Origin of the sequence: Chryseobacterium sp. FH1 (genome assembly GCF_000735135.1) — a bacterium.
Classification (GTDB): domain Bacteria; phylum Bacteroidota; class Bacteroidia; order Flavobacteriales; family Weeksellaceae; genus Epilithonimonas.
The window spans coordinates 656,391-681,226 of sequence record NZ_JPLZ01000006.1 but is presented as its reverse complement, the minus strand read 5'-3'; the positions used below and the strand labels follow the sequence as shown (position 1 = coordinate 681,226).

The following is a 24,836-nucleotide window of genomic DNA, read 5'->3' as shown; positions in this document are numbered from 1 at the left end:
ATGAAACCAATCAAAAACGATGAGTGGATTCCAACCTATGGTCTGGAGCTTGAACAAAATGCCTTTGATGTAGCGATTGCGACTGATAATAATTTGGTAGTTGCGGGACCTGGGGCAGGAAAAACAGAATTGCTAGCTCAAAAAGCATGTTTTTTATTGCAGACAAATACCTGCAAATTTCCACATGAAATATTGGCAATTAGTTTTAAAAGAGACGCTGCACATAATTTGAAAGAAAGAGTAAGATTAAGATGTGGCGAAGAATTGGCTAAGAGGTTTGATTCCCTGACTTTTGATTCGTTTGCTAAACAATTGTTCGACAGGTTTAATCAGGCTGTCCCAACCAACTATAAGATTAAATCGGAATATGATGTTGTATTGGATGATCGTACTATTTTAGACTATTATAAAGCGGAGGATATTACCTATTTTAGTAGTGTAACAACAGCCGACATACTTAGTCTTCATCACAACAAATTACCACATACAAACTTAAATCTGGGAGAAAATATACGAAACAAGGTTTGGAAAACTATGATTTGGCAATCAAAATTATCATTTAAAATGATCATGCGATTAGCTGAATATATAATCAACATTAATCCAAAAATTAAAGAGTACTTACAGGAGACCTATCATTTTGTATTTTTAGATGAATTTCAAGATACTACTGAAATTCAATATGATTTCTTTAAAAGTTGTTTTTTAGATAGTACAACAAAATTTACAGCTGTCGGTGATGATAAACAGAGGATTATGATGTGGGCTGGCGCACAGGAATCTATTTTTGAAGATTTTATTGCAGATACAACTGCGGAACGCATCCCACTTACAATGAACTTTCGATGTGCACCAAGATTAGTAATGCTGCTGAACCATTTAACCGAAAAATTATTGCAAAAAACTGATTTTGCAACACCTTCCAAAAAATGGCATCCTGAACAAGGTGAGTGTTCCGTCTGGGTTTTTGAAAATCCCAATTTAGAAAAACAGATACTTTTTACTGAGGTACAAAAATGGATCAATGAAGAAAAGATAGATCCCAGAAATATTTGCATTTTAGTCAAGCAGCAATTAGATCAGTATGCTGGCGAATTAATCAGGTATTTTAATGAGAATGGTGTAAAAGCTAGAGATGAAAATAAATTACAGGACCTTTTAGTACAAGAAGTATCGGTATACGTCATTAATGTCTTGTATGTCATTTTCAAAAAAAAGTCCATCGATGAAAAGGATAAAGCTTTCAATTTCTTAAGTCAACTGCATACAGAACTAGAAGATTCTCAATTATTAAAATTGGAAATTTCATTTTCGATTTTTGTAAAGAAAATGAATAACAATTACAATGTAGACGAAATGAATGAAGAGGTAATCAAAAAGCTTTTTGAAGAGGTCGTAAATTTTGCAGGTAAAGATCTCATCAGGGCATCATTTCCCTCGTTAAGAAATAGTGATTTTTTAGATAATGTTTTACAAAACCTGGAAAATGAGTTTATAAAAAATTATCAGGAATCAAATGATATTGTTTTGGCTTTAGACATGTTGGTTGGCAAAGATACCATTCCAGTTATGACTATACATAAAAGCAAAGGCCTAGAATATCACACCGTAATTTTCATTGGATTAGAAGATGGGGCATTTTGGTCATTCGAGAGCCAACCTGATGAAGACAAATGTGCATTCTTTGTTGCTTTGTCACGAGCCAAAGAAAGAGTTGTGTTCACTTTTAGCAAGCTGAGGGAGGGACGCTTCGGCTTAAAGACACAGCGCATTGATAAAATCAAAGTTATTTTGGAAGAACTGGTAAGTTCAGGAATAGTATTGATTACAGAAAGAAAAAATTAGTTTACTATATTATGATATAAAGATTTCTTAATCTATGTCAATTCAAAATATAAATTTAATAAAAGAAGAGTTTAATGTGGATAAAAGAAATGCCAAAAGTCTTAGGAGAATCAGGATCTATCAATGTGAACTTCCTTTACAAAAAAAATAAAATATATGTGTCAGACAATCATCTGGCTGCTGCCTGGTGCTGGTTGCAAGAGATTGATGTTCTTCAAAAATATACTTTTGTTCATATTGACAGACATTATGATCTGATCGATCAGCCAGAAGAAATAGAAGCGAACATTGTAGAAAGAAACATAGATGTTCAAAACCTGAACTTTGAAGAATATTGTGGTTTAAAGCAAGATATGGAGGGGCCTCCTGATCTGATTGTTAAGTTATTTCGTTGGGATAATTATATCCACCACATTGATAATCTATTTCCAAATCTGTTTGGAAACAAATATTTCGTTACAAAAAAAGCGGGTTCAAAGACTGAATTTGTGGAAGATGAATATGATATAGAACATTTTCTTAGAGAATTTAAACATTGGATTGAGTATCCTAAAAATGGATGTATCGTCAATCTCGATCTCGATTATTTCTTTGCCAGTGTAGGCGGACCTCAAATCCAATTGTATTCTGATGAGGCAATTAAAAAAGTAGCAGAGGAAATCAAAAAGAGAATGGCTGAGATTGATGTTTTAACAATAGCACTTAGTCCTGAATGTTGTGGCGGGTGGGAAAATTCTTTTAAAATTTTAAAGATTTTCAATGAGATTTTGGAGCTGAAACTTGATGAAATCATAAACGATCATTCTCTTTAATTGTAGACTTCTTTTTTTTAATACTTAATCAATGAATGAAACCGAGATCACTATTCTAATCAATAGAAAATCAGATTTAGATCTTATCAAACAAAAAATAATAGACAGCAATATTCAATTTCCAGTCTATATTTTAGAATTTGAAAATCATTATCGCATTGCGTTTACAAGTGATTATGGTGAGTGGGAATTGGAAACCGCTATTTTGGATTGTTTTCCTCAATATGAATTTATAGGTCATCCCGACACAGGAAGAAGAGAAATTAGGCTGGAGCTATCAAGGCGTGAGTCCGAATTTGTAACGGATGGCTGGGGAGGAAGAAATGAAAATCCTATTAACGAAACTAAATATCTTGTAAAGAAAATCATTAAAAAAGATGAGCCTGTTAGATTCAGTCAGAAAATAACTGTTTTATTTGATGATCAAGAGTTCTTTTATCAAACTAATATTATAGACGGAATGAACAAGCGTACGGAAGAGAAAGGATTTCTACTTCTTAATAATTTTAGAGAACCTGTGGAGCGGGAGAACTCTGAAATATTGCAAGATAGAATGTATAAGTCTCCATTGGAAGCTTTCGATTTTGGATTCTACAAGATACAAGATATAGCAGAGGAGGATTTTAAAATTTTCAAGGCCAACAAAAAGAAGAAAATTACAGAAATACAAAGAGTTCCAAGAAAAATAGTCAGAGATTTTATTAATGCATGCAATTCAGGAGATACCGAAGACCTTACAAAAAATCTTCATCCAGATCTGGCTTTTGAACAAAAGAATGGATGGAAGACCATCTTTGAATGCTCAGGGATCTCTGACTTCGTAGAATATAGTGAATCAGAAGAACAGAAGCTTTGTAGACAGAATCTTATAATAAGATCAAAATGGGATATAAAACTACCTTATTTAACGATAGGTATCAAGAATAATCGTTTTGCCGATACTGATGAATATCACTTCACAAACCTTTGGTACAGGAATGTTGATTTTACAGTAATGGATGGTAAGATTACAAAAATTGTTTTAAGAGAATAAATTTTAAATTTCTTTAAAAACAACCTCAGTTAATTTTGACCTAATACATCTTTTGTATCTGTTTAATTTGTTAAGATATATTTTAAGATTAGTTTAATATACTTAAGATAAACTATAGACCAATGCATAATAGTGCCCAAAACCTTAAATCTCAAGCCATCTACATCGATGGCAAAGACAGAACCGATGAGATTGAATCCTTTTCGTTGGAAGGTAATAAATGTGTGGTGATTTACAAGAGCAATGGTAAATCGTATTCTTATCATCAAAACAAGATCAGGATTGTGAAGTCTGCTATTCAAAGTGAGAAAGCAGGAAGTATTTTCAGTTACTTGAAAGAAATTGCTCAAACGATCGGGCTTAAGAAAGAAGGAAATAATATACTTGCCGACAGCTACTCAAGAATATCATTTATTCCTGATACCTCAGTTCTTTCGAGTTATCTTAATGGAACTCAGCCTAAGAAAAATGTTACTTCCTCTCCTATTGAAATCTTTCCTTTTGGTTTTAATCTTAGCCAAAAAGATGGAGTCAACGAAGCTTTTTCAAATCCTTTAAGTGTAATTGAAGGACCTCCGGGAACTGGAAAAACACAGACCATTCTCAACATCATTGCGAATGCGGTGATGAATGATCAAACCGTAGCAGTGGTTTCAAGCAATAATTCTGCAATAAAGAATGTTTTTGAAAAATTGGAAAAGAATAGCATTTCTTTCATCGCAGCAATTTTAGGGAACTCACAAAATAAAAAAGAATTTATTGAATCCCAGACTGAAATCCCAGACTTATCAAGTTGGAGATTATCTGATGCTATGGTTCTTTCACTCAATGAAGCCAATAAACTATTATTCGTGGAGCTTTCAGAAAAACTTGAACTTAAAAATGAATTGGCTTCTCTGAAACTGGAAATTGGAAATATACAAACAGAATATCATCATTTCACCAGCTCCAATCATATATTTGCAGATGTCCGTTTTAAAAAGAATGTCAGTTCTGATCAACTGCTCTCGCTTTGGATCACTATTGAAAACTATGAGCAGTCAGGCAAAAAATTGAACTGGTGGCGTAAACTGACCTTTCCTTTTCTTTATGGGGTAAGAGATAAAAATTTTTATGAATTTTCTTATCCGGAATTGATCAGATTGGTGCAGTCAAAATATTACACCACAAAAATCTCAGAACTTAAGCTAAGAAAACTTGAGTTAGAAGCCGTGCTAAAAGATTTTTCTTTTAATGAGAAAATGAAGGAATATACGGATATTTCGATGCAGTTGTTTAAAAGTAAACTATGTGAAAGATATAAAGATGGTGAACGTTCCGAATATATTGAAAGAGATATTCGTTTCAGATCAGCTGAATTTATTCTAGACTATCCCATCATCATGAGTACAACTTATTCGCTGAGAAGGAGTCTCGCTGAAAACGTAGTCTATAATTTTGTGATCATTGATGAGTCTTCCCAAGTAGATCTGGCAACGGGAGTCTTAGCTCTATCGTGCGCCAATAGAGCGGTGATTGTTGGAGATTTAAAGCAGCTTCCCAATGTGGTCGATGCTCAAACGACACATAAGACAGATTTCATTTTTCAGGCATATAATCTTCCTGAAGCATACCGCTATTCAAATCACAGTTTGTTATCATCGGTAACAGAACTGTTTCCCGATATTACCAAAACGCTTTTAAAAGAACATTACCGCTGTCATCCTCAGATCATTGATTTCTGTAACCGGAAATTTTACAATAATCAGTTGATCATCTTATCTGAAGCAAAGACGGACAGAAATCCTTTGGTTGTTTATAAGACCGTAGCCGGTAATCACGCACGAGATAGAATGAATCAGCGACAGATTGATGTTATTTTGCACGAAATTATTCCTCAGCAAAGTCTTCAGGCAGTAGATTTGGGAATCGTAACTCCTTATCGTAATCAGACATCGGCTTTGCAAAATACGTTTGTAGGAACCGATATTAAAGCGGACACAGTAGATAAATTTCAGGGAAGGGAAAATGATGTAATCATTCTTTCTACGGTGGATAATGAAATATCAGATTTCACCGATCATCCCAACCGTTTGAATGTTGCTGTTTCAAGAGCAAAAGATCAGCTAATTCTTGTCGTTAATGGAAATGAAAATGAGAGAGACAGCAATATCTCTGACCTGATAAAGTACATAGATTATCATAATTTCGACATTGTCAACAGTGAACTCCACTCTATTTTCGATTATCTGTATAAAGGATATGAAGAGAAACGAAGAGCTTTGCTATCAGGTCAAGAGAAGAAATCAATTTTTGCTAGTGAAAATTTAATGTATGGATTGATTAAGGAAGTTTTGTCTTTGGATGAATTTAACAAATACGATGTGGTGCTTCATTTTCCTTTAAGAAATCTTCTTTTGGATTTTAAAAAACTTTCTGACGAACAAGAGAGATATGCCAGACATCACGCCACGCATCTTGATTTTCTGATTTACAACAAACTGGGTAAAAATCCTGTTCTCGCCATTGAAGTGGATGGCTACGAATATCATAAAATAGATAGCCGACAAGGAGAAAGGGATCTAATGAAGAATGAGGTCTTGGATAAGTATGGAGTTCCTATATTGAGATTTTCAACTACTGGAAGTGGAGAAAGGGAAAGGTTGATCCATAGGCTAAACGAATTATAAGGTAAAAGAACATTTTATCGAAAGTTTCACATAAAGTTTTCAAATCTTACCAAAGTAATAAATTTTAATGATTGGATCTTAATCGAACTAATATTCATGAGTTATTAGGAGCTAAAAAAAAGAATAGAATGACACAACAAGAAAGAATTACTCAATTGAAGGACTTAAAAAAATTAGCGAATGCAACTCTCGAAAAATATAAGAATTTAAGGTTTGACAAAAATAAGTCTTGGATTGAAAAAAAGAGTGAAATTTCTATTGAAGAGTTAAAGCATATAATATTAGACATAAACTATGATCTACAAACTGAACAAGTTGAGATTTTTTGTGGTCTGCAGTCAAAATTTCAAGATGGTAAAATTTCTTCAAAAGAGTTGTCAGAGTTTTTTAATGTCACGATGATGCAGATAAAGGTCGGAACTATGATCTTTGATATTGCGAGATTATCTCCTGAATCAAATTTACTGCTTGATATTTCATGGTTGACAGACGGAAATGTCAGTGATTATTTAGATATCTATCTTAACATAAAAGATATTAGTATTCTGGATAAGTTTCTTCCCTCCAAAATTAGCGAAGTAAAAGATAGAATAATTCCCATAATGCAATGCAATAAGGAATTTGAAGAAATTTTATCGGTCCTTAAGGTGGCCATAGAATCATCAGAAAACAATAGTTTTATTACAAGTAATATTCTTTTGATTACGGCTTGCGAAAGTCTGGTGAGGCTTTTGTCATCTAGAATATACCAATATCAGAATCCTGATTTAAATGATAGAGATATTCATGAATATATTTATAATAAATATACTTCCTTAGAAAGTTTAATAACGAAAGGTAACTGGACCGTTGATTTTCCTATTAAATTCTCAGAGGCGTTAGTAAAGTATAAGGATGTTAACGATGATTCACTTAATTACCTACGTACAAAACACAAGATGCACATGTCTGCACAGAGAAGAATTAAAAAGAGATTATCAAAATTTTCACCTGGTGCTATTACAGAATCTGAAATCCATAATTTGGTTGAAAACTTGAAAAATGACACAAATGATCTGATGAAAGATGACGATACAGAAATCAAAATAAATTTACCTGTGATGCTCAATTTTCTTGTCAGAAAATATAAAGATGATAGAAACCAGATAATTCATGGAAATTTCAAGGACTTTAATTTAAAATGGAAGAACTACGTCAATTTCGCCGCAATCGTTAAAATTATTGATGTATTTGAAGAGTATGAAAAATTTTATAAGACTAAAGAGAAGTAACAGAAATGTACAGCTTTATTAAATTTCCAACAAGACCTGCTGTTGAACTGTAAAATAATATAGATTTTACTAAATTTAAATCAACTGCTTTTTCATCAACAATAAATAATTTACAACTTGTAACTTCAAATCTTCGTAACTATAAATTCTATCATCAGTTTATTTCTCAAGCATCAAATGATAATTATTATATCAAAAAAGATAAATATTTATTATTTGACACATTAAATATCAACGAACTTTAGTATTTTTGTAGAAATATTACATAAAACATTATGTTGCTAGAATTTAAAGTCACCAACTACAGATCAATTGGTGAAGAACAGATAATTAGTCTTGTTCCCGCAACCAATCAGAGAGAACACGTGGAAAACATTCTCCACGAAGGTAAACATCAGGCCCTAAATGCTTTGTCTTTATATGGTCCTAATGGAGGAGGGAAGTCTAACCTGCTAAAAGCAATGAGTCTTCTGGATAAGCTTGTCAATAGGTCAGCACGCTCAAATTCAACGACCAAGTTACCTTACGACCCTTTCTTGCTTAAGGAGGGCTCTGCACAAAAACCGACCCAGTTTGAAATATCTTTTATCATTAATGAGGAAAGATATCGCTACGGTGTGGATTTCAATGAAACCCATATTGTCAATGAGTGGCTTTTTCGGAAAAGTGTAGGAAGAGAGGTTATCGTTTTTGAAAGAGAATTCGACGTTATCGACGTCAGCTCCGGTTTCAGAGGCTCCAAATCACTTATCAATGCTGCAATAGAAGCAACAAGAGACAATGCTCTCTTTTTGTCTACCTGTGACATCCTCAATATTGAAGAAGCAAAGATGATTATGCAATGGTTTGCCGGTTTTACGATGCTGGACGGACTGACCACTGAAGATGACCTGAATCTAAATACCGTAAGTCTTTACAATTCCGCTGAATATGAGCAGAAAATTAGGGATTACCTGACCAATATTGGTGTCAGCCTATTCGACATACAGATTACTGAACGGGATAATGACGATATCGGCCACAGACAAGGTGATAGGAGAACCTTTTTCAAATATCTAAAAGGTGAATTTAAAGATTATCAGGTTAATGCTGTACATAAAATTTACAACAAAAAGGGAGAATTTTCTGGAGACACCTACCATTGGGATTTTTATGAGCGCGAGTCCGCAGGAACACAGAAGGCATTTAAGATGAGTGGTCCCATCTTATGGGCATTGATCAATGGCAATGTATTGATCATTGATGAAATTGAAGCCGCAATGCATCCCATCATGACTTTAAAGACCATAGAACTTTTCTTAAATAAAGAGAATAACCCAAACAATGCCCAATTGATCTTTGCAACCCACGACACCAACCTTTTGAGCTACTCGACACTGAGAAGAGACCAGATATGTTTTGCTCAAAAGAATAAATGGGAAAGTACTGAACTATACTCCTTATCTGACTTTGTTTATTTTGAAGAAAAAGATGGAGAATTCAGATCCGAAAAGGAAAGACCTGATACGGATAAGGAAAAACGGTACTTTGAAGGGAGATATGGTGCTATTCCGGCCTTAGGAGAATTTCTGCAAACCATAAAAACTAAGAAATGGCTAGAGGAGGAAAAATAAACAGAAAAAAGGCAGTTGAACAAGACAGCCGTCCAATACGCCACAAAATTTATAAAAAATTCATCCTCATTGTTTGTGAAGATGAGAATACCGAACCCTACTATTTCCGTCAGATCAAAAAAGAATTTCCTGCCGACACCGTATATCTGAAAGAAATTGGAACGGGTCTGAAACCCAAGGGAATTGTAGCAAGAGCAATCAGTGAAAGAGACGAACTTTCAGAGGAAATCAAAAAATCTTTAGATGAAGTCTGGATCGTTTTTGACAGGGATGATGAAGGAAAAAATGTAAAGACACTTGCTAGCTTTAATGAGGCTTGGGCATTAGCAGAAAGCGAAAAGATGAATATTGCTTTCAGCAACGAGGTTTTTGAGTTGTGGCTACTCCTCCACTTATCGGATGTTGATCCGGATGTCGAATTACCTAGAGATGAAATTTACAGATTACTCGAAGAGCTGATTAAAAGTTCGGAGCATTACAATGACTTTGTCTATAAACACGGTAAAAGCAATATTATCGATGCAGTGATAGATATAGGCAATGAAAAAGTTGCAATTAAACGAGCTAAAAGATTGTTGATCCACCACGGAAATAAAAGTCCTATTGATGCCAATCCTTGTACTTACGTTCATTTATTGGTAGAACATCTGCGAGATTTGATAGCTTGGTATAGCTACAACGCATAATTTCAAGACAATAAAAAAATACATCATGGAAGTTTATAATTTTAGAACATTTCGGGAATACTTTGATTTAACTGAGAAATTAAAAGACTATAATCCGTTTTATTACTATCACTTGGAAAATTCAATCAGAGAAGTTGCACATAATAAAATTCCTTTTGAAAGATTCTTATACATCAAAGACCATGATGATTATTTATTTTGTCTTTGGAAAGATGATGAGTTTATCTCATATTCGTTGAACCACAATGTTGCGCTGTTTGATTTCTTTGCGAAGGAAATCGGTTTTGAAAATTTTAAACGCTTCATTTTTAGCGGTTCTAAAAATACTACAGATTATCTTTTTAAGAAGTTCGATGTTTCCTATGAAGAAACTAAATACCGCTGTTATTATAATATAGAATCAATAGATCCTGACTTTGTTGCTGCTGAAGGCAAACTGGAAATGGCTGATATCAATGAGATACAACTTTTAGCTGAGTACATTGATAATTTCAATAGTGAATTTTATGAAGAAAATAATATTGATAAAGAAGGTATTCACGTCGCTTGGAGCGGAATCCAAAACAATGACCTTTATCAGTGGAGCATCAATGGTAAACTTGTAGCCATAGCTCAGGTTAATTTTTCTGATTTTGATTTTCCCCTAATTGGATTTATTTATGTTGACAAAAATATGCGCGGGAAGAACATTGGTGCGTCTATGGTCTACGAAATTTCAAAAGGACTTCTCGGCACAGGGAGCACAAAGTGCTCCCTGATGACCGATGGCTATAATCCATACTCGAATAGATCTTTTAAAAAAGCAGGTTATAAATTGTATGGCGAATATGTTGTTAGATACAAAAACAAATGATTCTAAACTAAAATGTACAGATCAATCTGGATGATTAATTAGGTATATTTGATAAATATCTTAAATACAAAGCCCGTGAAGATTAGTGTCGGAAAATACCGAATCAGGACTAAACACAATGAAAATAATAAATTCTGGAAGGATTGGGGACGGTATAATAATTCATCTGAAACGCTGATCGATGGTATTTGGTGGAAAACATCACTCGATTTCAGAAACACAGGTCGTAAAAAATTCATTCTGATCAACTGGCCAATGCTAGTGGATAAAGACACTAACACGATAACCAAATTCTTACATCAGGGCGTTTATGACGAAGTTCAGGTCAACTCATTCAAATTCTTTGTATTAAGATTTTTAATGAACAAACATCCGATCAACGACAGACTTTACAAATTCAAGATCGCTCTATTTGAGAGAAAATACACCATTTTCGTATTCGCTCTGGCATTTTTTCTCTCATATCTTTTCTACATTTTCAATATTGCCAAAGAAAATTCCCTGATCAACTTTATAGCTAATAATATATGGGCACAAACTATTATTTTCTTTATCACAATTTCAGGATTCATTAATATTTTTCATCCTTTTACCATCAAAAAAGGAACTGAGTGAAAGAGATTAAGAGAATCTCTGCTGAAATTTATAAGAAAAATGAGGAGAAGAAAGAATTTTTGGAGAAGAAAAAAAACAGGTACAGATGATGGGAAATGCAGAGAACTGGGTTCTTTAGTTCAATTTTATTTTAATACCGCAAACCAAATGTCACGACAAAAGAAAAAAAGTAAAAGGGAATCTCAAAAAGTACAACCCAATCAAAAAGCTTTGTTATTGTCAGACAAACATAAGTTTACTGGTAATATCGCACCGGCTCCCATCAAAATGAAATATTTTGAATCTTCGATTGAGGATGGGCTACCTCACACATTTAAAGAGCGGCTGGAAATGCTCAAAGGGATAGGAAGAAAAGCTGCAGAACAATTTCCTGATAAATACAAAAGTATCCAAGAATGGTTCAGAAAATACGACCAGCCAAAGATCCTTGCATTTTCTTTTTACTATTTTTTGACAGCTCCCGCTGGCTACGATGAAGAAGCCATAACAGGAAAGATTGACTTTCAACCATTTTACCAGGAATTATTGCAGGCTTTTTCACTGACTCTTCCAAGATCTTACAAAGCAGATCCTTTTTCTCAAGAGGTTCAGGATTTCAAGAATAGTCTTAGGGAAATCGGTGATCTGTATAGGTCTAAACAACTGCAATTTCCGGATTCAGTTCTGACAATTGATGATATGCCCATCCACTTGATAAGGACAGAAATGATCATGCAGACGACCGCTGTTAGAAACTGGTCCTATGACCATAATATGAAAAAGGTTACATTGGATCTTGCAAGGAAGGTCAGTGATGCCTTTATGGAACATCATGGATTTGATCCTGTCATTTTCTTGGAACTGCTCTATCGCATGACTCAGGAAGTGGAAATCAAAATAAATCAACACGGTCTTAAGACCCGACAATTCTTAACACAAGCAAGCTACAGTACAGTTATTGATTCCTATGAATCGCTATTTCCTGTTCAAAAAATGCCTAAAGAAAAGCAAAAAATGTTCTGGGAAAATTGCGGCAAGAATCTCAATAAACTGAAATCCCTGTTTTTGCTGCATTCTGATTTTTATCTAGAAGATATATTCTCTTTTGACTATAAAACACTGGAATCATATACCCAGAGTATCATTTCAGGAGAAAAGTTAAAACAAATTTTTAAAATGGTAAGCTTTGAATTTGGTGATCTTGAAAAACATAACACAGACCATTTTCTGCTTGGAAATCCCGTACAAGAAAAACCTTTTATACAGATTACCGAAAATGATACCGTATTCAGTACAATGTATACTGTACTAACGCATTTCAGCATCGGTCTGCTTGAAGGTTTATGCGCGGCCGATGTAAAACTGAGGGAGAAATATAACATTGCAAGGGCAGGTTACCTTGAGGAGGAAATCTCATCACTTTTCAGAAAAGCTTTTCCAACAGCAAAAATTTTTGCTGGCAGCAAATGGAAAGCAAAAGATGGAAAAATATATGAGAATGACCTGTTAGTGATTATCGATCAGTTCGCATTGGTTATTGAAGCAAAAGCAGGTATGGTCAGTCCTCCTGCAAAACGGGGAGCACCTGATCGCCTGTTCAAAACCTTGAAAGAACTGATTGAAGAACCCTCAGAACAGGCAATTCGTTTCATTGAATTTCTGACTGAAAACAAGGGAGACCTATCACTAAAAGTCAAAAAAGGCCCCAACAATAATTTTAATTCTACCGAACTATGCTATTTTATTCCATTAGGTGTTACGTTATCGCACCTTGGAATGACAAGCACCAATCTTAAACAATTGATAAGAGCAGGTGTCACCAATAAAAAAATCGAGAATCTTGCCACCTCCATAAGTCTTACAGATCTGGAAGTGGTTTTTGACCTTCTTCCAAATACCGCGGAAAAACTACATTACCTGCAACGTCGTAGGGAATTGGAATCAAACATTGAGTATATAGGTGATGAATTGGATCTGCTGGCATGGTACCTGGATGAAGGTTTTAATCTAGGTGAGGATCAGGAAAAGTACGGACTTTTTAAAATGGACCTTAAATCTAAAGAACTTGACCATTACATTATAGGAACGGCTAATAAAGAAAAAGTGACTAAACCTTTCCTCCGTAGAAGCCCATGGTGGAAAGATATCTTGAATAGACTGGAAAGCAAAAAGCCGGAAAACTGGCTTACGATTTCCTACCTGCTTCATAATGTCAAATATGAAGATCAAATAGTCCTTGCAAAAATGAAGGATCAATTGACAAATGCAATCCTGACCGGAAAGACTGAGAAAAAGCATAACTGGATCTTACTGAAGACCGCAGAAAAAAAGCGCCAGTTCACGATTGCTGTGTATTGTTATACAGACAGTCTGAAAAATGAGAGGAATGAAATGATCAGTGATATTTTATATTGTGACGAAATGGAAGGTATGAAAGGCACGTTGGTTATTGCAATCAATGTCGATCAAAAACACTATCCATACAGCTCTCTTGCTTTCAGGATCTCTCCTGAACTTTTTGAGAATAAATATATGAGGAAGAATGAAAACAGTTAAAATTCAATTGCTATAGTCCTCAATTCTAAATTTCCGCAACCTTTTTTCAAAAACATAGGAAAGCCCCACCCGGCAATGTTTTAGAAATGGGGTTGCTCCATTTTCCGCAAAAATGCGTTTCCGACCACAGGAAGGAATTGCATTTTTGCCGCCAGATTTTCATTCAGCCATTTCTTTTAAAACTCGAACAAAGTAACCTGCAAAGTCAATAGACCTTGCAGGTTAATAAAAAATTATGTTCAAAGTTACTTATTTCCTTCCTCTTGAGTCTCAAAACATCGTAAGCACTTCCTATTTTTTCTTTGGATTCTTAAATGAAAACACAATCTTGCCTATCGACTTATCATAGCTAATATAACCTTGATAGTTCTTCCCTTTTTTGCTCTCCAATCCCGTAATATAAGCCACATCCCCTGCCTTCAGCTTATCCATCTGCCATCTACGAAGCTTTATCCCTCTGAAATGTGAAGGAACTTCCCTTTCAGAATGATTCACTTCTCTAAAACCAGAACTTCTAAATTTACTCTCAAACATAAACTCCACCCATTGCCTATCAGCACTAAACTGCACCGTCGCAGAAAAAAGCTTTCCTTTCTTCGACACCATATTTTCTATAAACAAAGGTTTTCCATCACGAAGCATTTGTTTCTGTTCCGAATCTAACCTCACATCGCAAAGCAAATCAGGAATCCTTACAAACTCTTTCCTCAAAGAGATCAGCTCATTGGTCAGCCTGTCCAAACTTATCAATGATGGAGTTATCTCGCCTGTCACAGTATCAATAAGATCCACCACTCTTCCCATATTCCCTGAACTTAAAAGATTGACCCTATCCTCTTTTGTAAACTTATGACCCTTAAACTTCTTTCTGAAATCCACTTTCTTACAAACCCGATGCACTTTAACAATCAATTCTCCATCATCGTCAATCCTCAACTGTAAGCGTGCATCAATCTGACTTACCACTTCCCCATCATTAAAAAGTATCGGGATCAGCATCGGTGTTTTATAGCCTTTCAACAGAGCATCCAACGCCCCAATCTCTTCCAATTTTTCCCTGTCAAGACCCATTTCAGCCATCGTGTTCCACGGAACATCTTCGATCTGATAGCGGTATTGCGAACGATTACTAATCATAGATGAACCGTTGTTACAACCATTCTTAACAACAGAAGAATCCCTGTCAGCGGTTTTCCTATTTCTGATGGACTCTACCGCCTCAATAGAAACTTCAACCGCTTTCAGATCTTGTCTCTCAACCTCCGATAAACAATCAATGTACTCCTGTAAATCTATAGCTGTATCGTGCGCCTCGAATTCCCTCACTTTAAAAAATGAATATTCAGAGGGATCTTTCAGCTGATGATAAAAATCTGAATAGAAGTCCGTAAAAGAATTCTCCGCCGAATCGATCCGCATTATTGTGTCTACCTTATTACGGTCAGGCTGCACGTCTATGAGATTTCCGTTGTGTTCGATGCCCTGTACAATTCCGATGGAATTGCTACTGTGACGAAGTACCAATAAAGTGCTGACCTCTGAAATTGCTGTATGATTTTCTATTTTGTTCATGATGATTATTTTAGATATTATTTAATCCTAATTATTTTTGATTGCTTATCATTTTACTACTCAGATTATTCCTTCAGCAGCAAATGAAAAATTCGAATCCGAAGTCAATATCACATGATCCAGCAACGATAGACTCAGGATTTTCGCAGCCTCTTTGATCTGTGCAGTCATTTTAATATCACAACCAGAAGGTTTCAAATTTCCCGAAGGATGATTGTGGGCAACAATGATCCCCGAAGCATTGCAAAGAAGAGCCGCCTGCATAATAATTCTCACGTCTACCAATGTTGAAGAAATTCCGCATTCCGATATTTTCTTAATACCCAAAACCTTGTTCGCCTGATTCAGATACAGCGCAAAGAATGATTCCCTATAGTCCATTTCTTCCGAATCAAAATGTTCCCTGAAAACATCCACCGCATCCAATGACGACGATATAGACCTCTCACAATTTCCCTTTCTTGAGTAGCTCAATTTAATTTCGTTGACAATATTGAATTTCATAATTTCCTGCTCCGAGTACGGCGGAGACCTGTTTTTCCCGCACTTGCATTTTAAAAACCTGTAGATTCTGTAATTGCAGATTGAAGGAAACTTTGACCTTTTTCTATTCTTTATTTGAGCGTATCATCTGATGGATTGATTTATAATCGCGTTTGACAAATTGATTTTTAATAACTTCTGACGAAGTGGTTTACATAAGAATCTGGTAAATCGATCTGTAAAAGATTCTGATCAATTGACTTATACCAATGTCTATTGAGTTATTTTATACCAACATCTGATAAGATGATTTATACCAATCAAATAACAAGGATCAAAATTTCAATGAACTGCATTTGCATCTTGTGAGGTTTCTGACTTTTTCTATGCAGATCACCATTCAGGCAGGCACAAGGAAAACTGCAATCAATTCCTTGAAAGCAATAAGAGAGAACATTGATGAAGCCTGAAATCTTTTTGCGGAGGTTCTGGGATCTATGATCCCGGATACCCAAAAAGATTTTTTTAGGCAGTGACCACGGAATATATTTGCTATAGAAAATCAGGTAGCCTCATATGGGATTAGGACAATGGAATATGATCTGCTTATGATAACTCTCGTAAATATAGAGAATGATGCGGCATATCTTCGATGTATGTTCATATTCCAAAATTGGAATTTTAAATCAGAGTTGAACAATTCTCATATTATTGTAAAATTGATATGAAATATATTTTTGAATTAGATAATTTTTAAATATTTAGCTTAGGCTAAGCTAGATCAATAATCATTGTCTAAATATTTAAAAATTTCGATTACTACTCAAGGGATTAACCACTTTTTTCCAATCATAAAAAACGAATAATTTTTAATGAATGAAAAACAAGAGTTTTAATCAATATTGATGGTGAGCAATTTAGATCGAAATTATCTGGCCACTTTGAATTGGAATTCGGTAGTCAATATCGCTGGAATTTACAGTTATCAGGTTTGAATAGGAAATTAAAGAATATAAGAAGAAATAAATAAAAAAACCTTTCAGATGTTAATCTGAAAGGTTGAAAAATTAACTCAGTTTAAACCCAATAAATTTATTCTTTCACTAATTTTTTAGTTACCGTATTACCATCTTTTGTAGTTGCTGTTACGATATAATTTCCACTTTTTAATGTTGCAACATTTACAGATTTTGCAGAAGCTGGGATTTGTTTTATTGTTCTACCAGTTAAATCTGTTATTTTGATATTGGAAACTTCCTCAGAGAAATTAAGACCAGATTTTACAGGGTTGGGATAGAATTAAATAGATTTGTTAACAGAATCCAAATTTTCCACACCTAAAGTTGCGTTTCCTGTTGGGAACAAAACAATATGAGCATTTGCATTTCCTATAGCTGCAAAAGTCATATAATCGTTTGCTCCACAAGCACTCGCTTTTATGTAGCCCGTTGCTGTTTGGCCATTCGAGTTGCCTCCAAGGTAAAAGCCTGTTGAAGTCGGTTGACCATCAGGTACGGAAACCACAATCAACATCTCTGGTGATGAGACAGATACTGGGGCAACCAGAGGAACCTCTACAACTTTACCTACCATAGAAGCAGTTATATTAACTGTAGCAGTGCCTCTTAAAGTAAGATTATTGGTAACAGCTCCTCCTGTGCTTGAGTAAACTTCTACGTTAACTGGGAAAGTAGTTGCGGTTCCAAGTTGAAACCCTTGAACCGCAAAGCTTACCTTAGTAACTGCAAAACTACTATAGCCTAATGAAGTAAGATTGTACAAGCGCGCAAAGGAATTTGCACTGGTAACATTGTTTGAACCACAAGCTTGAACACCATTTGCTGTGTTTTATTTATTCCCTAATTTTTATGATTATATACCTATTATCTAAGCAAGTTTATGTGGATAAAAAGTTAATGTCTTTTCAACGCCTCATATTATTCTTGACATATTCACGAGAAATCTTCTTCAAAAGATTTGAGAATTTTCCATAGGAATATGTTTTATTTGCTTCAAATCTATTATTGACAGGAGGAATCGGAATGAAGAACTCATGATCATGGTTTACTCCTCTTAACCATATTGCAAGTAGATAAATTTGATTACTTCGTACGAGATTTATCTCATAATCTTTATATTTTACATACTCATGTTCGCTAATGTTTTCGTATATTTTTAAAAAATTATTTACATGGTTTCCTGTGTTTATGAAATGTAAATTGTGCTCATCCAATACTTCATTTATTCCTATTTCGACTACATGGTTGTGACCATTTTCATCTTGTATTATGTAGCGCCAAGCTGATTGTTGAGTATTAGATAATTCGCCACCTTCTGCAAGATTGAAAATGTTAAGGTCATATACTTTGTGGGGTATATAATGATTTTGGTTGCCATTAGTATCATGAGTAATAAGTTCATGATGATGGGATTGAGCTTTGCTTTTTAGTATGTCAAAACTTTCAGCGGGTGCATTATTTATTTTTATTGGCATGATTCTATTTTTTTTGTTTTTTTATTATCTAAATCGATTAAATAAGTGTATTAAGCGATACGAAGACTTAATTGTTAATACTGTTATTTGTACACGTTGTAAATACGTCTGTTAAATAACCATTGCCATTATAGCTCTTTAAAAATATCTTAAAATCAATTTCCATTACACCATTCCAAGGGTCATTAATTATTAGTATATTGTCATTTTTTATACCCGTTATGCACATAGAATGACCACCGTTAAAACAATATTTGCCTTCTTTATTTTTATCTGACCAAAATACGTTTGCAATTAGCGGATTGATATTGTTAATTTCATTTTTAATAAAATCAAATGACACGATTTCTTTTCCATTCCCATCCTGAAATTCCGTGGCAATTTTTTTTTCTTTTTCTATTTCAATATTTTGAATTACATTTTTCTCTTCATTTTGTAATTCTTCTATTTTTTTTTCGTTTTCTCTTATTACAATATTTTCACGAGCATTTTTCTCTTCATTTTGTAATTCGGCAATTTTATTTTGTAATTCTATTTTCTTTTTTTCTAAGTCTTCAAGAGAGTTAAGTGAATTGAATAATGTGTTTGTATCTCTAAAATATCTATTTCTTATGTGTTTTGTTTTTTCATCTAGGAAATGGGATACATGCCATCCACTATTAATATTTTGTCTAAAATTATCAGGGTTTTTGGCCGCTTGATCATCTACAATGTTTTTTTGGGTTAAATTGGACAAAGGATCATAAAATTCTACTATTGCTAAACCTGTAGCTGACCAGCACCATTGTGTCTCGATCTGCTCCTCCATATAAACCGGCAATATATGAGGTAAACTAACGAATTCTGTATTGCCAATTTTTGTTCCGTGGTTCTTATAATGCGAAGAATCATTAAAGTCTGATTCTAGTTTCCAAAATCCAATACAATCAAGATCGTCAGACTCTATCATTTCATGATCCATAAATTTTATGATTTCTTGTTGGCTCAAAGCTTTTTTCCATAAAGATATATGTTTCACAAATCCTTCAAATAGATCTGTTTCAAGATATTGTTCAGTACTCCCTATCCTTAGTCCTAATTTATTATTTACAGAACCAACGTCCGAACCACTAGCTAAAAATTGTGAGAGAACCTTACCTTCAATTATATTTCCTTTCTGCTGAATTCTTGTTGAAGAATCTGTTGTTAATGGGATTACAGAGAATACTATCTCATCTGAAGGAATCATCCCCTTTGCGGGTGTAACATTTTTTATTTTTTGTACCCTTATTGCAGAGATTCCGCAATCGCTTTGATCCTTATCGGGAATTGTAATTTCCTTGAAATTATTTTCTAACTGAAAGCTTTCACCTAGTTGAGTGAAATCATCGCTATCCCAATTTCCATAACCAACAATAAAGGAGCTCTCATCTTTTTTTAGTGTAAAAAAATGTGTAGGAGTATCTTTTTTAGCTTCTTTGTAGATGGTCTTTAATTGAAAACTATTAGCGTCCATACTTTTTTTTCCTTTATTAACTGGAGTTGCCGTGGCTAATAAATAACCGTCCACATAAATACTTAAATCTCCATTGCCTCCATTTACAGCTGCTACAAAATGAGTATATTCCATAAACAAAGTCTGCGATAGAGTTTTCTCTAAGATATTATCAGGATTAAAGACTCTAATTTTATTATCATAGAGATTATTTAATGGTGCTCTTAATAAATGATAACCAAAACCATCATCAACTTTAAAACACAGGTAATATTCTTCATTAACTTTCTCTAACAAGAGTTGCCATCCACCATTACTCAATCCGCCAGGAGCGGGTTTTGAAGAAAAAATAGTTCCTAAAGTCAATTCGGTATTTCCCGTAATTAATTTTTTAGGTGTTATATATCCCATTACTGTAAATGGTCCATCACTAAACTTATACGCATCATTGGAAGGAATATTTATATATCCGCCCTTGCTAATTTTTAATGTGTTGAATAAATCGTTTTTAGTGTTAGTTTCATTAGTTTTTGTATCCATAAAAATTTAATTGTAATTACTTCAAATATTGATAAAAACTCAGAATAATGATTATATAAATGTTTGTGATAGTATATTTGCTATGATTTGAAATTAATTACCACATAAGAATTTATTAAAAAATATTTTTGAACAATATATCTTTCTTATTATCACTGTTTTATTTTTTATAGTGTAAATGTTGATAATTAATTTTAGATTTTGAAATTTCTGGGATATAATGGTAAATTTTGGGATAGAAAATGAAGCGTAATTGATTATAGATAGAATATGTTAAAAAATAAAGCGTTCTAATATCAATATCGAAACGCTTTATTTTTGTTTTTTCAGTGATGAATTAGAGAAACAACTTTACCTTATCCAAATAATTTTCTGAGATAGGAATATTGACATTTCTAATAATAAGACTCTTACTACTAAATATTTCTATCTTACTCTTATTAATAATATAAGCTCTGTGTGTTTGAATGAAATCCGATTCGGAAAGTTCACTTAATATATTTTTTATTGTGGAACGTATTTTATAGATTTTCTCATCTGTGTAGAAAAGCACATAGTTACCTTCGGATTCTATGTAATTGATTTTTTCTTCTTCTAGTTTTATGCTATAATCACATTTTACAAATGACTTATTAAAGAATCTTATAAATTGATTGACAATATCATATGAAGAAGTGGATTATAAAGATTCTGATCAATTGACTTATACCAATGTCTATTGAGTTATTTTATACTAACATCTGATAAGATGATTTATACCAATCAAATAACAAGGATCAAAATTTCAATGAACTGCATTTGCATCTTGTGAGGCTTCTGACTTTTTCTATGCGGATTACCATTCAGGCAGGCACAAGGAAAACTGCAATCAATACCTTGAAAACAATAAGAAAGCAGATTGATGTAAACTTGAAATATTTTTGTGGAGGCTCCAGGATCTCCGATTCCGGATACCCAAAAAGATTTTTTTCCGTAGTGACCACGGAATATATTTGCTATAGAAAATCAGGTAGCCTCAATAGAATTACAGAAGTTGAAATATGATCTGCTTATTATAGTGTCAATAAATAACGAGAGTGGTTTGGTAGTCTGCTATGAGTGGTACTTTTACAAAATTGAAATTATAGATCATATATAATCTTTAGCTATGCAGTAATGAAATATCATAAAGAAATTACCATTTGACCTACTGTCATTTATACAGTACTGTAGCATCTGATATTATTGATATATATTATTCATAATGATTTTAACACCCTTTGCATAAGTCTAAAAGTAACAAAGAACTAAATTAAAATAAGCTCCCTTTGAATTAACTGTTGTTATTAAACAATTTGATTAAAGTAAATTTAATATAACTTATGTATTTGATAATCAATAATTTATTAACTTAGTACTAACCAAAAAAAACTACACTATGAAATCAAAAATTTATTTATTGATCGCAATCCTGTGCTTTTTGAACATCAAACTACTTTCGCAAACAGCACCAAAGTTCACAGTTCAAATTACTGACAACACAAAGAAACTAGACGAAATACCAATTTACAATCTTTACTATCTCAGCAGGTTTATCTCAGCAGACAATTTAACTCCTGAACAACAAGAGATTGTCTATTCTCACCTATTCTCACAAATTGGCGAACAAAAAGTTCAAAATTTTATCCAGACTGGCAATGATAGCAGTAAGGTAAAATATTTTTTACATGATTATCTCGAAAAATCACCCCATTACAAAAATTTTAAAGAACAAATAGAGACATTACCTGTTAATATTTATAAACAAACAGATTATTATAAAAATATAAAGTTGCAAAAAACTCTAATATCTGGTTATGAAAGCATTCAAAAAATTGGTGAAGAATTAATACTTTATAAAAGTGAGATTGAGAAACTGAAAAAAGATATGAATAGTCGGGTTAATGATGAGATCAGGTTAGAGAACGACAAAAAAATGTCACCAACAGACTCTATTGCTAACAGCATAGAGAAAGTAGCAGAGTATAATGCCCAACTACTAAATATCAAAAATGAAATCGTGGAATACCAGACAAGTATTAAAAGGCTTGAACACCAATATTTGGAGAAAGAAAAACAATACATTAATGAAATAGATCATTTAAGAAAACAATATTTCATTCTGTATCCTCGCTACAATCGAATTATTAATCAAAAATCTGATTTTCAGCCGTCTAAAGAAGGTGCTAAAAACATTATCAACATCAATTCAATTGTTCAATCCGCACAAAAAGATAGCTCGTCAGGACTGAACATACCTAGTGAGTCCGAGTTCATCATCGCAGTCGCAACAGTCTTGGCTGATCGGGCTAAACAGGAAACAGCCATATGGTTTATGGACCAAGTTCGTTCACGCTTGAGCAATCCTTTGATCTATGATGCTTTCCCTGAGACGATAAAACTGATCAGCAGGCTTGAAGATTACAAAGTGCCAAATTTTAGTGCAGAATGGCGGTTTGCCATAGCAAAGGATTTTGTTGAAATGCCAAAAAATATTGTATCAAGTACCTGGGTGAAAAATATAGTTGATACAAACAACATTAAAAATCTAAAATCTGGAATTAGCTTTGGGTATGACCTTAACAGAGTAATGACGGAGCGGTACAATTACAAAGATATTATCCGATACTTCTATATCAATCCTATGAAAGAAAGCTCCAACATTGACTCAATTATCAATAATAATATGACGAGGCTGTATATCATTACAAATGAACTCTTCGCCATTGATACAACAGCTGAGGGGAATCCTCATCACCGCCTTCTATCCTTCGAAGAATTACAAAGCTTGACAGACGACCAATGGAAAATCTTATTTGAATTAATATCTTTAAAGTATAAAGATAAACTACTCAATGATAAAGAATTCATAAGTGCTACAAAAGACCTGATTAAAGGAAGACCAGAGACCACAAAATGGATTAGCAATATTTTGATCTCATTGGCACAATTCGATAAGATCAAAAATGATTACCGTTCTTCTACTGATACCAACAACGAAAATATTTCGGAACAAAATTTTTACACTACATGGCAATTAATAGATCAGATCATCAATCAGCTGGACAATCATACGAGCCAAAATAAACAACATACTGAATTGAAGAAATACTTAAAAGATTTAATTTCATTGTACGGTGATCTTCAGTCGAAGAATTTTTCATCAGCAATTAAAAAGACATTTGATCTGATCGATGAGAAAAAGCCTTCGAATTCCATCACAGTCAATAAGATAAAATTAAACAACAATGTCGTATTAAAAGAAACGTCAACCGGTTCAACATACAAGTTAACCTTGTCGAGAGATAATGAAATTGTGGAGGTTGAAAGTGAAAATAATCTCATTAAAATTTATAACAGATCTGGGGAGTTTTATCATATCAAAAACATTGAAGAGATTGCACCTGCATTTAAATTCCTCACTTTAAAAAATGACAATTTTGACTTTATTGACGAAATGATTGCTGAAAATGGCAAAGAAAAATATAAGAAGACATTTAAAAGTTTTTCAAGTGCTTTACGCTTAACTGAAATTCAGATGTTTCAGTTGCTTCATTACTTCTATCTGCATAATGATACTATTATCAAAAATTCACAAGAAAGAATTAAAAATTCATTGAAGAATTTTGACAACATAGAAATTGATGATCATTCGCTTGAGACACCTATTGAAAAATATAACAAAAGATATGCGTCACAGTTAATAAAACTGACTTCATTTTTCGGTGTTATACTAAGTGTCAAAAATGATAAAGAATTAGCTAATGTCATTGATTCGCATGCACTCCCCTCAACTTCTTACAAATTGAAAAGAAAGATGAAATCCTCCGTTGATCTGAATGCCTACGTGGGCGCATTTGGTGGATTTATGATTCCAAGTAAAAATTCATCATATTCTCATCGAGTCGTGGGAGGTATCACTGCTCCAATTGGTGTCGCAGTTACGTCCAGTAAAAAGCTATGGTTTCTTAAAAACACAGGTGTCACGTTTGATGCGGTTGATCTAGGAAATATTGTAAATCATTATCTTGTTTCAAATACTGATTACAGTAAAGAGGTTCATTTTTCTGAGATATTCAGTCCAGGTATAACGCTTCTGGCAGGAATAACAAATAGCCCTTTTGTAGTATCTGCTGGTGTTAAATTTCTACCACTCAAAACAACTTTCATCAATGGAAATCCAATCAATGATAGAGTTTTTGATGCTACCATTTTTCATCTCGGTATTAAGATTGATATTCCTCTTGTCAATTTCAGATCTGTTGATAAATAAAATAAACTATTATAAATAATAACTACCAATTGAAAATTTGGTAGTTGTTA

The 24,836-nt window shown here is 33.6% G+C and carries 17 protein-coding genes and 1 pseudogene; 11 read left to right on the top strand and 7 right to left on the bottom strand.

What is annotated here, in order from left to right; all coding sequences use genetic code 11:
- From IO90_RS10050 to IO90_RS10005, 10 genes are all read left to right on the top strand, one after another.
- Positions 1–1,845: a UvrD-helicase domain-containing protein gene (locus IO90_RS10050; protein WP_034966088.1), complete on the top strand. Its 1,845-nt coding sequence runs from the start codon at positions 1–3 to the stop codon at positions 1,843–1,845.
- 89 nt (positions 1,846–1,934) lie between these two features.
- On the top strand, positions 1,935–2,657 hold the full coding sequence (locus IO90_RS10045; protein ID WP_131450856.1) for a hypothetical protein: 723 nt from the start codon (positions 1,935–1,937) through the stop codon (positions 2,655–2,657).
- A gap of 31 nt (positions 2,658–2,688) precedes the next feature.
- Positions 2,689–3,690, top strand: a complete 1,002-nt coding sequence (locus IO90_RS10040) for a hypothetical protein (RefSeq protein ID WP_051878501.1) — start codon at positions 2,689–2,691, stop codon at positions 3,688–3,690.
- A gap of 122 nt (positions 3,691–3,812) precedes the next feature.
- Positions 3,813–6,359 carry an AAA domain-containing protein gene (locus IO90_RS10035; RefSeq protein ID WP_051878500.1) on the top strand — a complete coding sequence of 849 codons (2,547 nt, stop codon included), beginning with the start codon at positions 3,813–3,815 and terminating at the stop codon, positions 6,357–6,359.
- A gap of 128 nt (positions 6,360–6,487) precedes the next feature.
- Positions 6,488–7,630 carry a hypothetical protein gene (locus IO90_RS10030; RefSeq protein WP_131450855.1) on the top strand — a complete coding sequence of 381 codons (1,143 nt, stop codon included), beginning with the start codon at positions 6,488–6,490 and terminating at the stop codon, positions 7,628–7,630.
- Positions 7,631–7,905: 275 nt separating this feature from the next.
- On the top strand, positions 7,906–9,243 hold the full coding sequence (locus tag IO90_RS10025) for an AAA family ATPase (RefSeq protein ID WP_228374676.1): 1,338 nt from the start codon (positions 7,906–7,908) through the stop codon (positions 9,241–9,243).
- Positions 9,222–9,929, top strand: a complete 708-nt coding sequence (locus tag IO90_RS10020) for an RloB family protein (protein ID WP_034966085.1) — start codon at positions 9,222–9,224, stop codon at positions 9,927–9,929. Before IO90_RS10025 ends, IO90_RS10020 begins: the two co-directional genes overlap by 22 nt.
- Positions 9,930–9,954: 25 nt before the next feature.
- Positions 9,955–10,782, top strand: a complete 828-nt coding sequence (locus IO90_RS10015; RefSeq protein ID WP_034966083.1) for a GNAT family N-acetyltransferase — start codon at positions 9,955–9,957, stop codon at positions 10,780–10,782.
- A 75-nt stretch (positions 10,783–10,857) separates the two neighbouring features.
- Complete coding sequence (locus IO90_RS10010) at positions 10,858–11,397, top strand: hypothetical protein (RefSeq protein WP_034966082.1); 540 nt, start codon at positions 10,858–10,860, stop codon at positions 11,395–11,397.
- 39 nt (positions 11,398–11,436) lie between these two features.
- Positions 11,437–13,932, top strand: a complete 2,496-nt coding sequence (locus tag IO90_RS10005) for a hypothetical protein (RefSeq protein ID WP_034966080.1) — start codon at positions 11,437–11,439, stop codon at positions 13,930–13,932.
- A gap of 291 nt (positions 13,933–14,223) precedes the next feature.
- Here IO90_RS10005 and IO90_RS10000 read toward each other — a convergent pair whose 3' ends face one another.
- The 7 genes and pseudogenes from IO90_RS10000 to IO90_RS19235 all read right to left on the bottom strand — a co-directional run bounded on the left by IO90_RS10000 (position 14,224) and on the right by IO90_RS19235 (position 21,099).
- Positions 14,224–15,504, bottom strand: coding sequence for a DUF3945 domain-containing protein (locus IO90_RS10000; RefSeq protein ID WP_051878499.1), 1,281 nt, complete (start codon positions 15,502–15,504; stop codon positions 14,224–14,226).
- A 60-nt stretch (positions 15,505–15,564) separates the two neighbouring features.
- Positions 15,565–16,008 (bottom strand): RadC family protein, encoded by a 444-nt coding sequence (locus IO90_RS09995; protein WP_034966077.1) that lies wholly within the window; start codon positions 16,006–16,008, stop codon positions 15,565–15,567.
- 1,071 nt (positions 16,009–17,079) lie between these two features.
- Positions 17,080–17,271 (bottom strand): annotated as a pseudogene (locus IO90_RS19240) (T9SS type A sorting domain-containing protein); the annotation flags it as partial.
- A gap of 15 nt (positions 17,272–17,286) precedes the next feature.
- Positions 17,287–17,769: a hypothetical protein gene (locus IO90_RS09990; RefSeq protein WP_034966075.1), complete on the bottom strand. Its 483-nt coding sequence runs from the start codon at positions 17,767–17,769 to the stop codon at positions 17,287–17,289.
- Between the two features lie 142 nt (positions 17,770–17,911).
- The gene (locus tag IO90_RS09985) at positions 17,912–18,481 is read right to left on the bottom strand and encodes a hypothetical protein (RefSeq protein WP_034966072.1); all 570 of its coding nucleotides are present in this window, start codon (positions 18,479–18,481) and stop codon (positions 17,912–17,914) included.
- 67 nt (positions 18,482–18,548) lie between these two features.
- Entirely contained in the window at positions 18,549–20,495 is a 1,947-nt protein-coding gene (locus IO90_RS09980) for a C39 family peptidase (RefSeq protein ID WP_034966069.1), read from the bottom strand.
- A gap of 337 nt (positions 20,496–20,832) precedes the next feature.
- Positions 20,833–21,099 (bottom strand): LytR/AlgR family response regulator transcription factor, encoded by a 267-nt coding sequence (locus IO90_RS19235; RefSeq protein WP_410492592.1) that lies wholly within the window; start codon positions 21,097–21,099, stop codon positions 20,833–20,835.
- 813 nt (positions 21,100–21,912) lie between these two features.
- On the opposite strand from IO90_RS19235, the gene IO90_RS09970 reads away from it, so the two are divergent.
- Positions 21,913–24,786 carry a hypothetical protein gene (locus IO90_RS09970; RefSeq protein WP_034966065.1) on the top strand — a complete coding sequence of 958 codons (2,874 nt, stop codon included), beginning with the start codon at positions 21,913–21,915 and terminating at the stop codon, positions 24,784–24,786.
- Positions 24,787–24,836: the final 50 nt, after the last annotated feature.

What these genes read in the sequence shown, in the direction of transcription:
- IO90_RS10045 (WP_131450856.1), top strand. Translation starts at nt 1,935, where the DNA reads ATGCCAAAAGTCTTAGGAGAATCAGGATCTATCAATGTGAACTTCCTT.
- IO90_RS10025 (WP_228374676.1), top strand. Translation starts at nt 7,906, where the DNA reads ATGTTGCTAGAATTTAAAGTCACCAACTACAGATCAATTGGTGAAGAA.
- IO90_RS09985 (WP_034966072.1), bottom strand. Translation starts at nt 18,481, where the DNA reads ATGCCAATAAAAATAAATAATGCACCCGCTGAAAGTTTTGACATACTA.
- IO90_RS10035 (WP_051878500.1), top strand. Translation starts at nt 3,813, where the DNA reads ATGCATAATAGTGCCCAAAACCTTAAATCTCAAGCCATCTACATCGAT.
- IO90_RS10030 (WP_131450855.1), top strand. Translation starts at nt 6,488, where the DNA reads ATGACACAACAAGAAAGAATTACTCAATTGAAGGACTTAAAAAAATTA.
- IO90_RS10015 (WP_034966083.1), top strand. Translation starts at nt 9,955, where the DNA reads ATGGAAGTTTATAATTTTAGAACATTTCGGGAATACTTTGATTTAACT.
- IO90_RS10050 (WP_034966088.1), top strand. Translation starts at nt 1, where the DNA reads ATGAAACCAATCAAAAACGATGAGTGGATTCCAACCTATGGTCTGGAG.
- IO90_RS10000 (WP_051878499.1), bottom strand. Translation starts at nt 15,504, where the DNA reads ATGAACAAAATAGAAAATCATACAGCAATTTCAGAGGTCAGCACTTTA.
- IO90_RS09970 (WP_034966065.1), top strand. Translation starts at nt 21,913, where the DNA reads ATGAAATCAAAAATTTATTTATTGATCGCAATCCTGTGCTTTTTGAAC.
- IO90_RS09980 (WP_034966069.1), bottom strand. Translation starts at nt 20,495, where the DNA reads ATGGATACAAAAACTAATGAAACTAACACTAAAAACGATTTATTCAAC.
- IO90_RS10005 (WP_034966080.1), top strand. Translation starts at nt 11,437, where the DNA reads ATGAGGAGAAGAAAGAATTTTTGGAGAAGAAAAAAAACAGGTACAGAT.
- IO90_RS10020 (WP_034966085.1), top strand. Translation starts at nt 9,222, where the DNA reads ATGGCTAGAGGAGGAAAAATAAACAGAAAAAAGGCAGTTGAACAAGAC.
- IO90_RS10040 (WP_051878501.1), top strand. Translation starts at nt 2,689, where the DNA reads ATGAATGAAACCGAGATCACTATTCTAATCAATAGAAAATCAGATTTA.
- IO90_RS09995 (WP_034966077.1), bottom strand. Translation starts at nt 16,008, where the DNA reads ATGAAATTCAATATTGTCAACGAAATTAAATTGAGCTACTCAAGAAAG.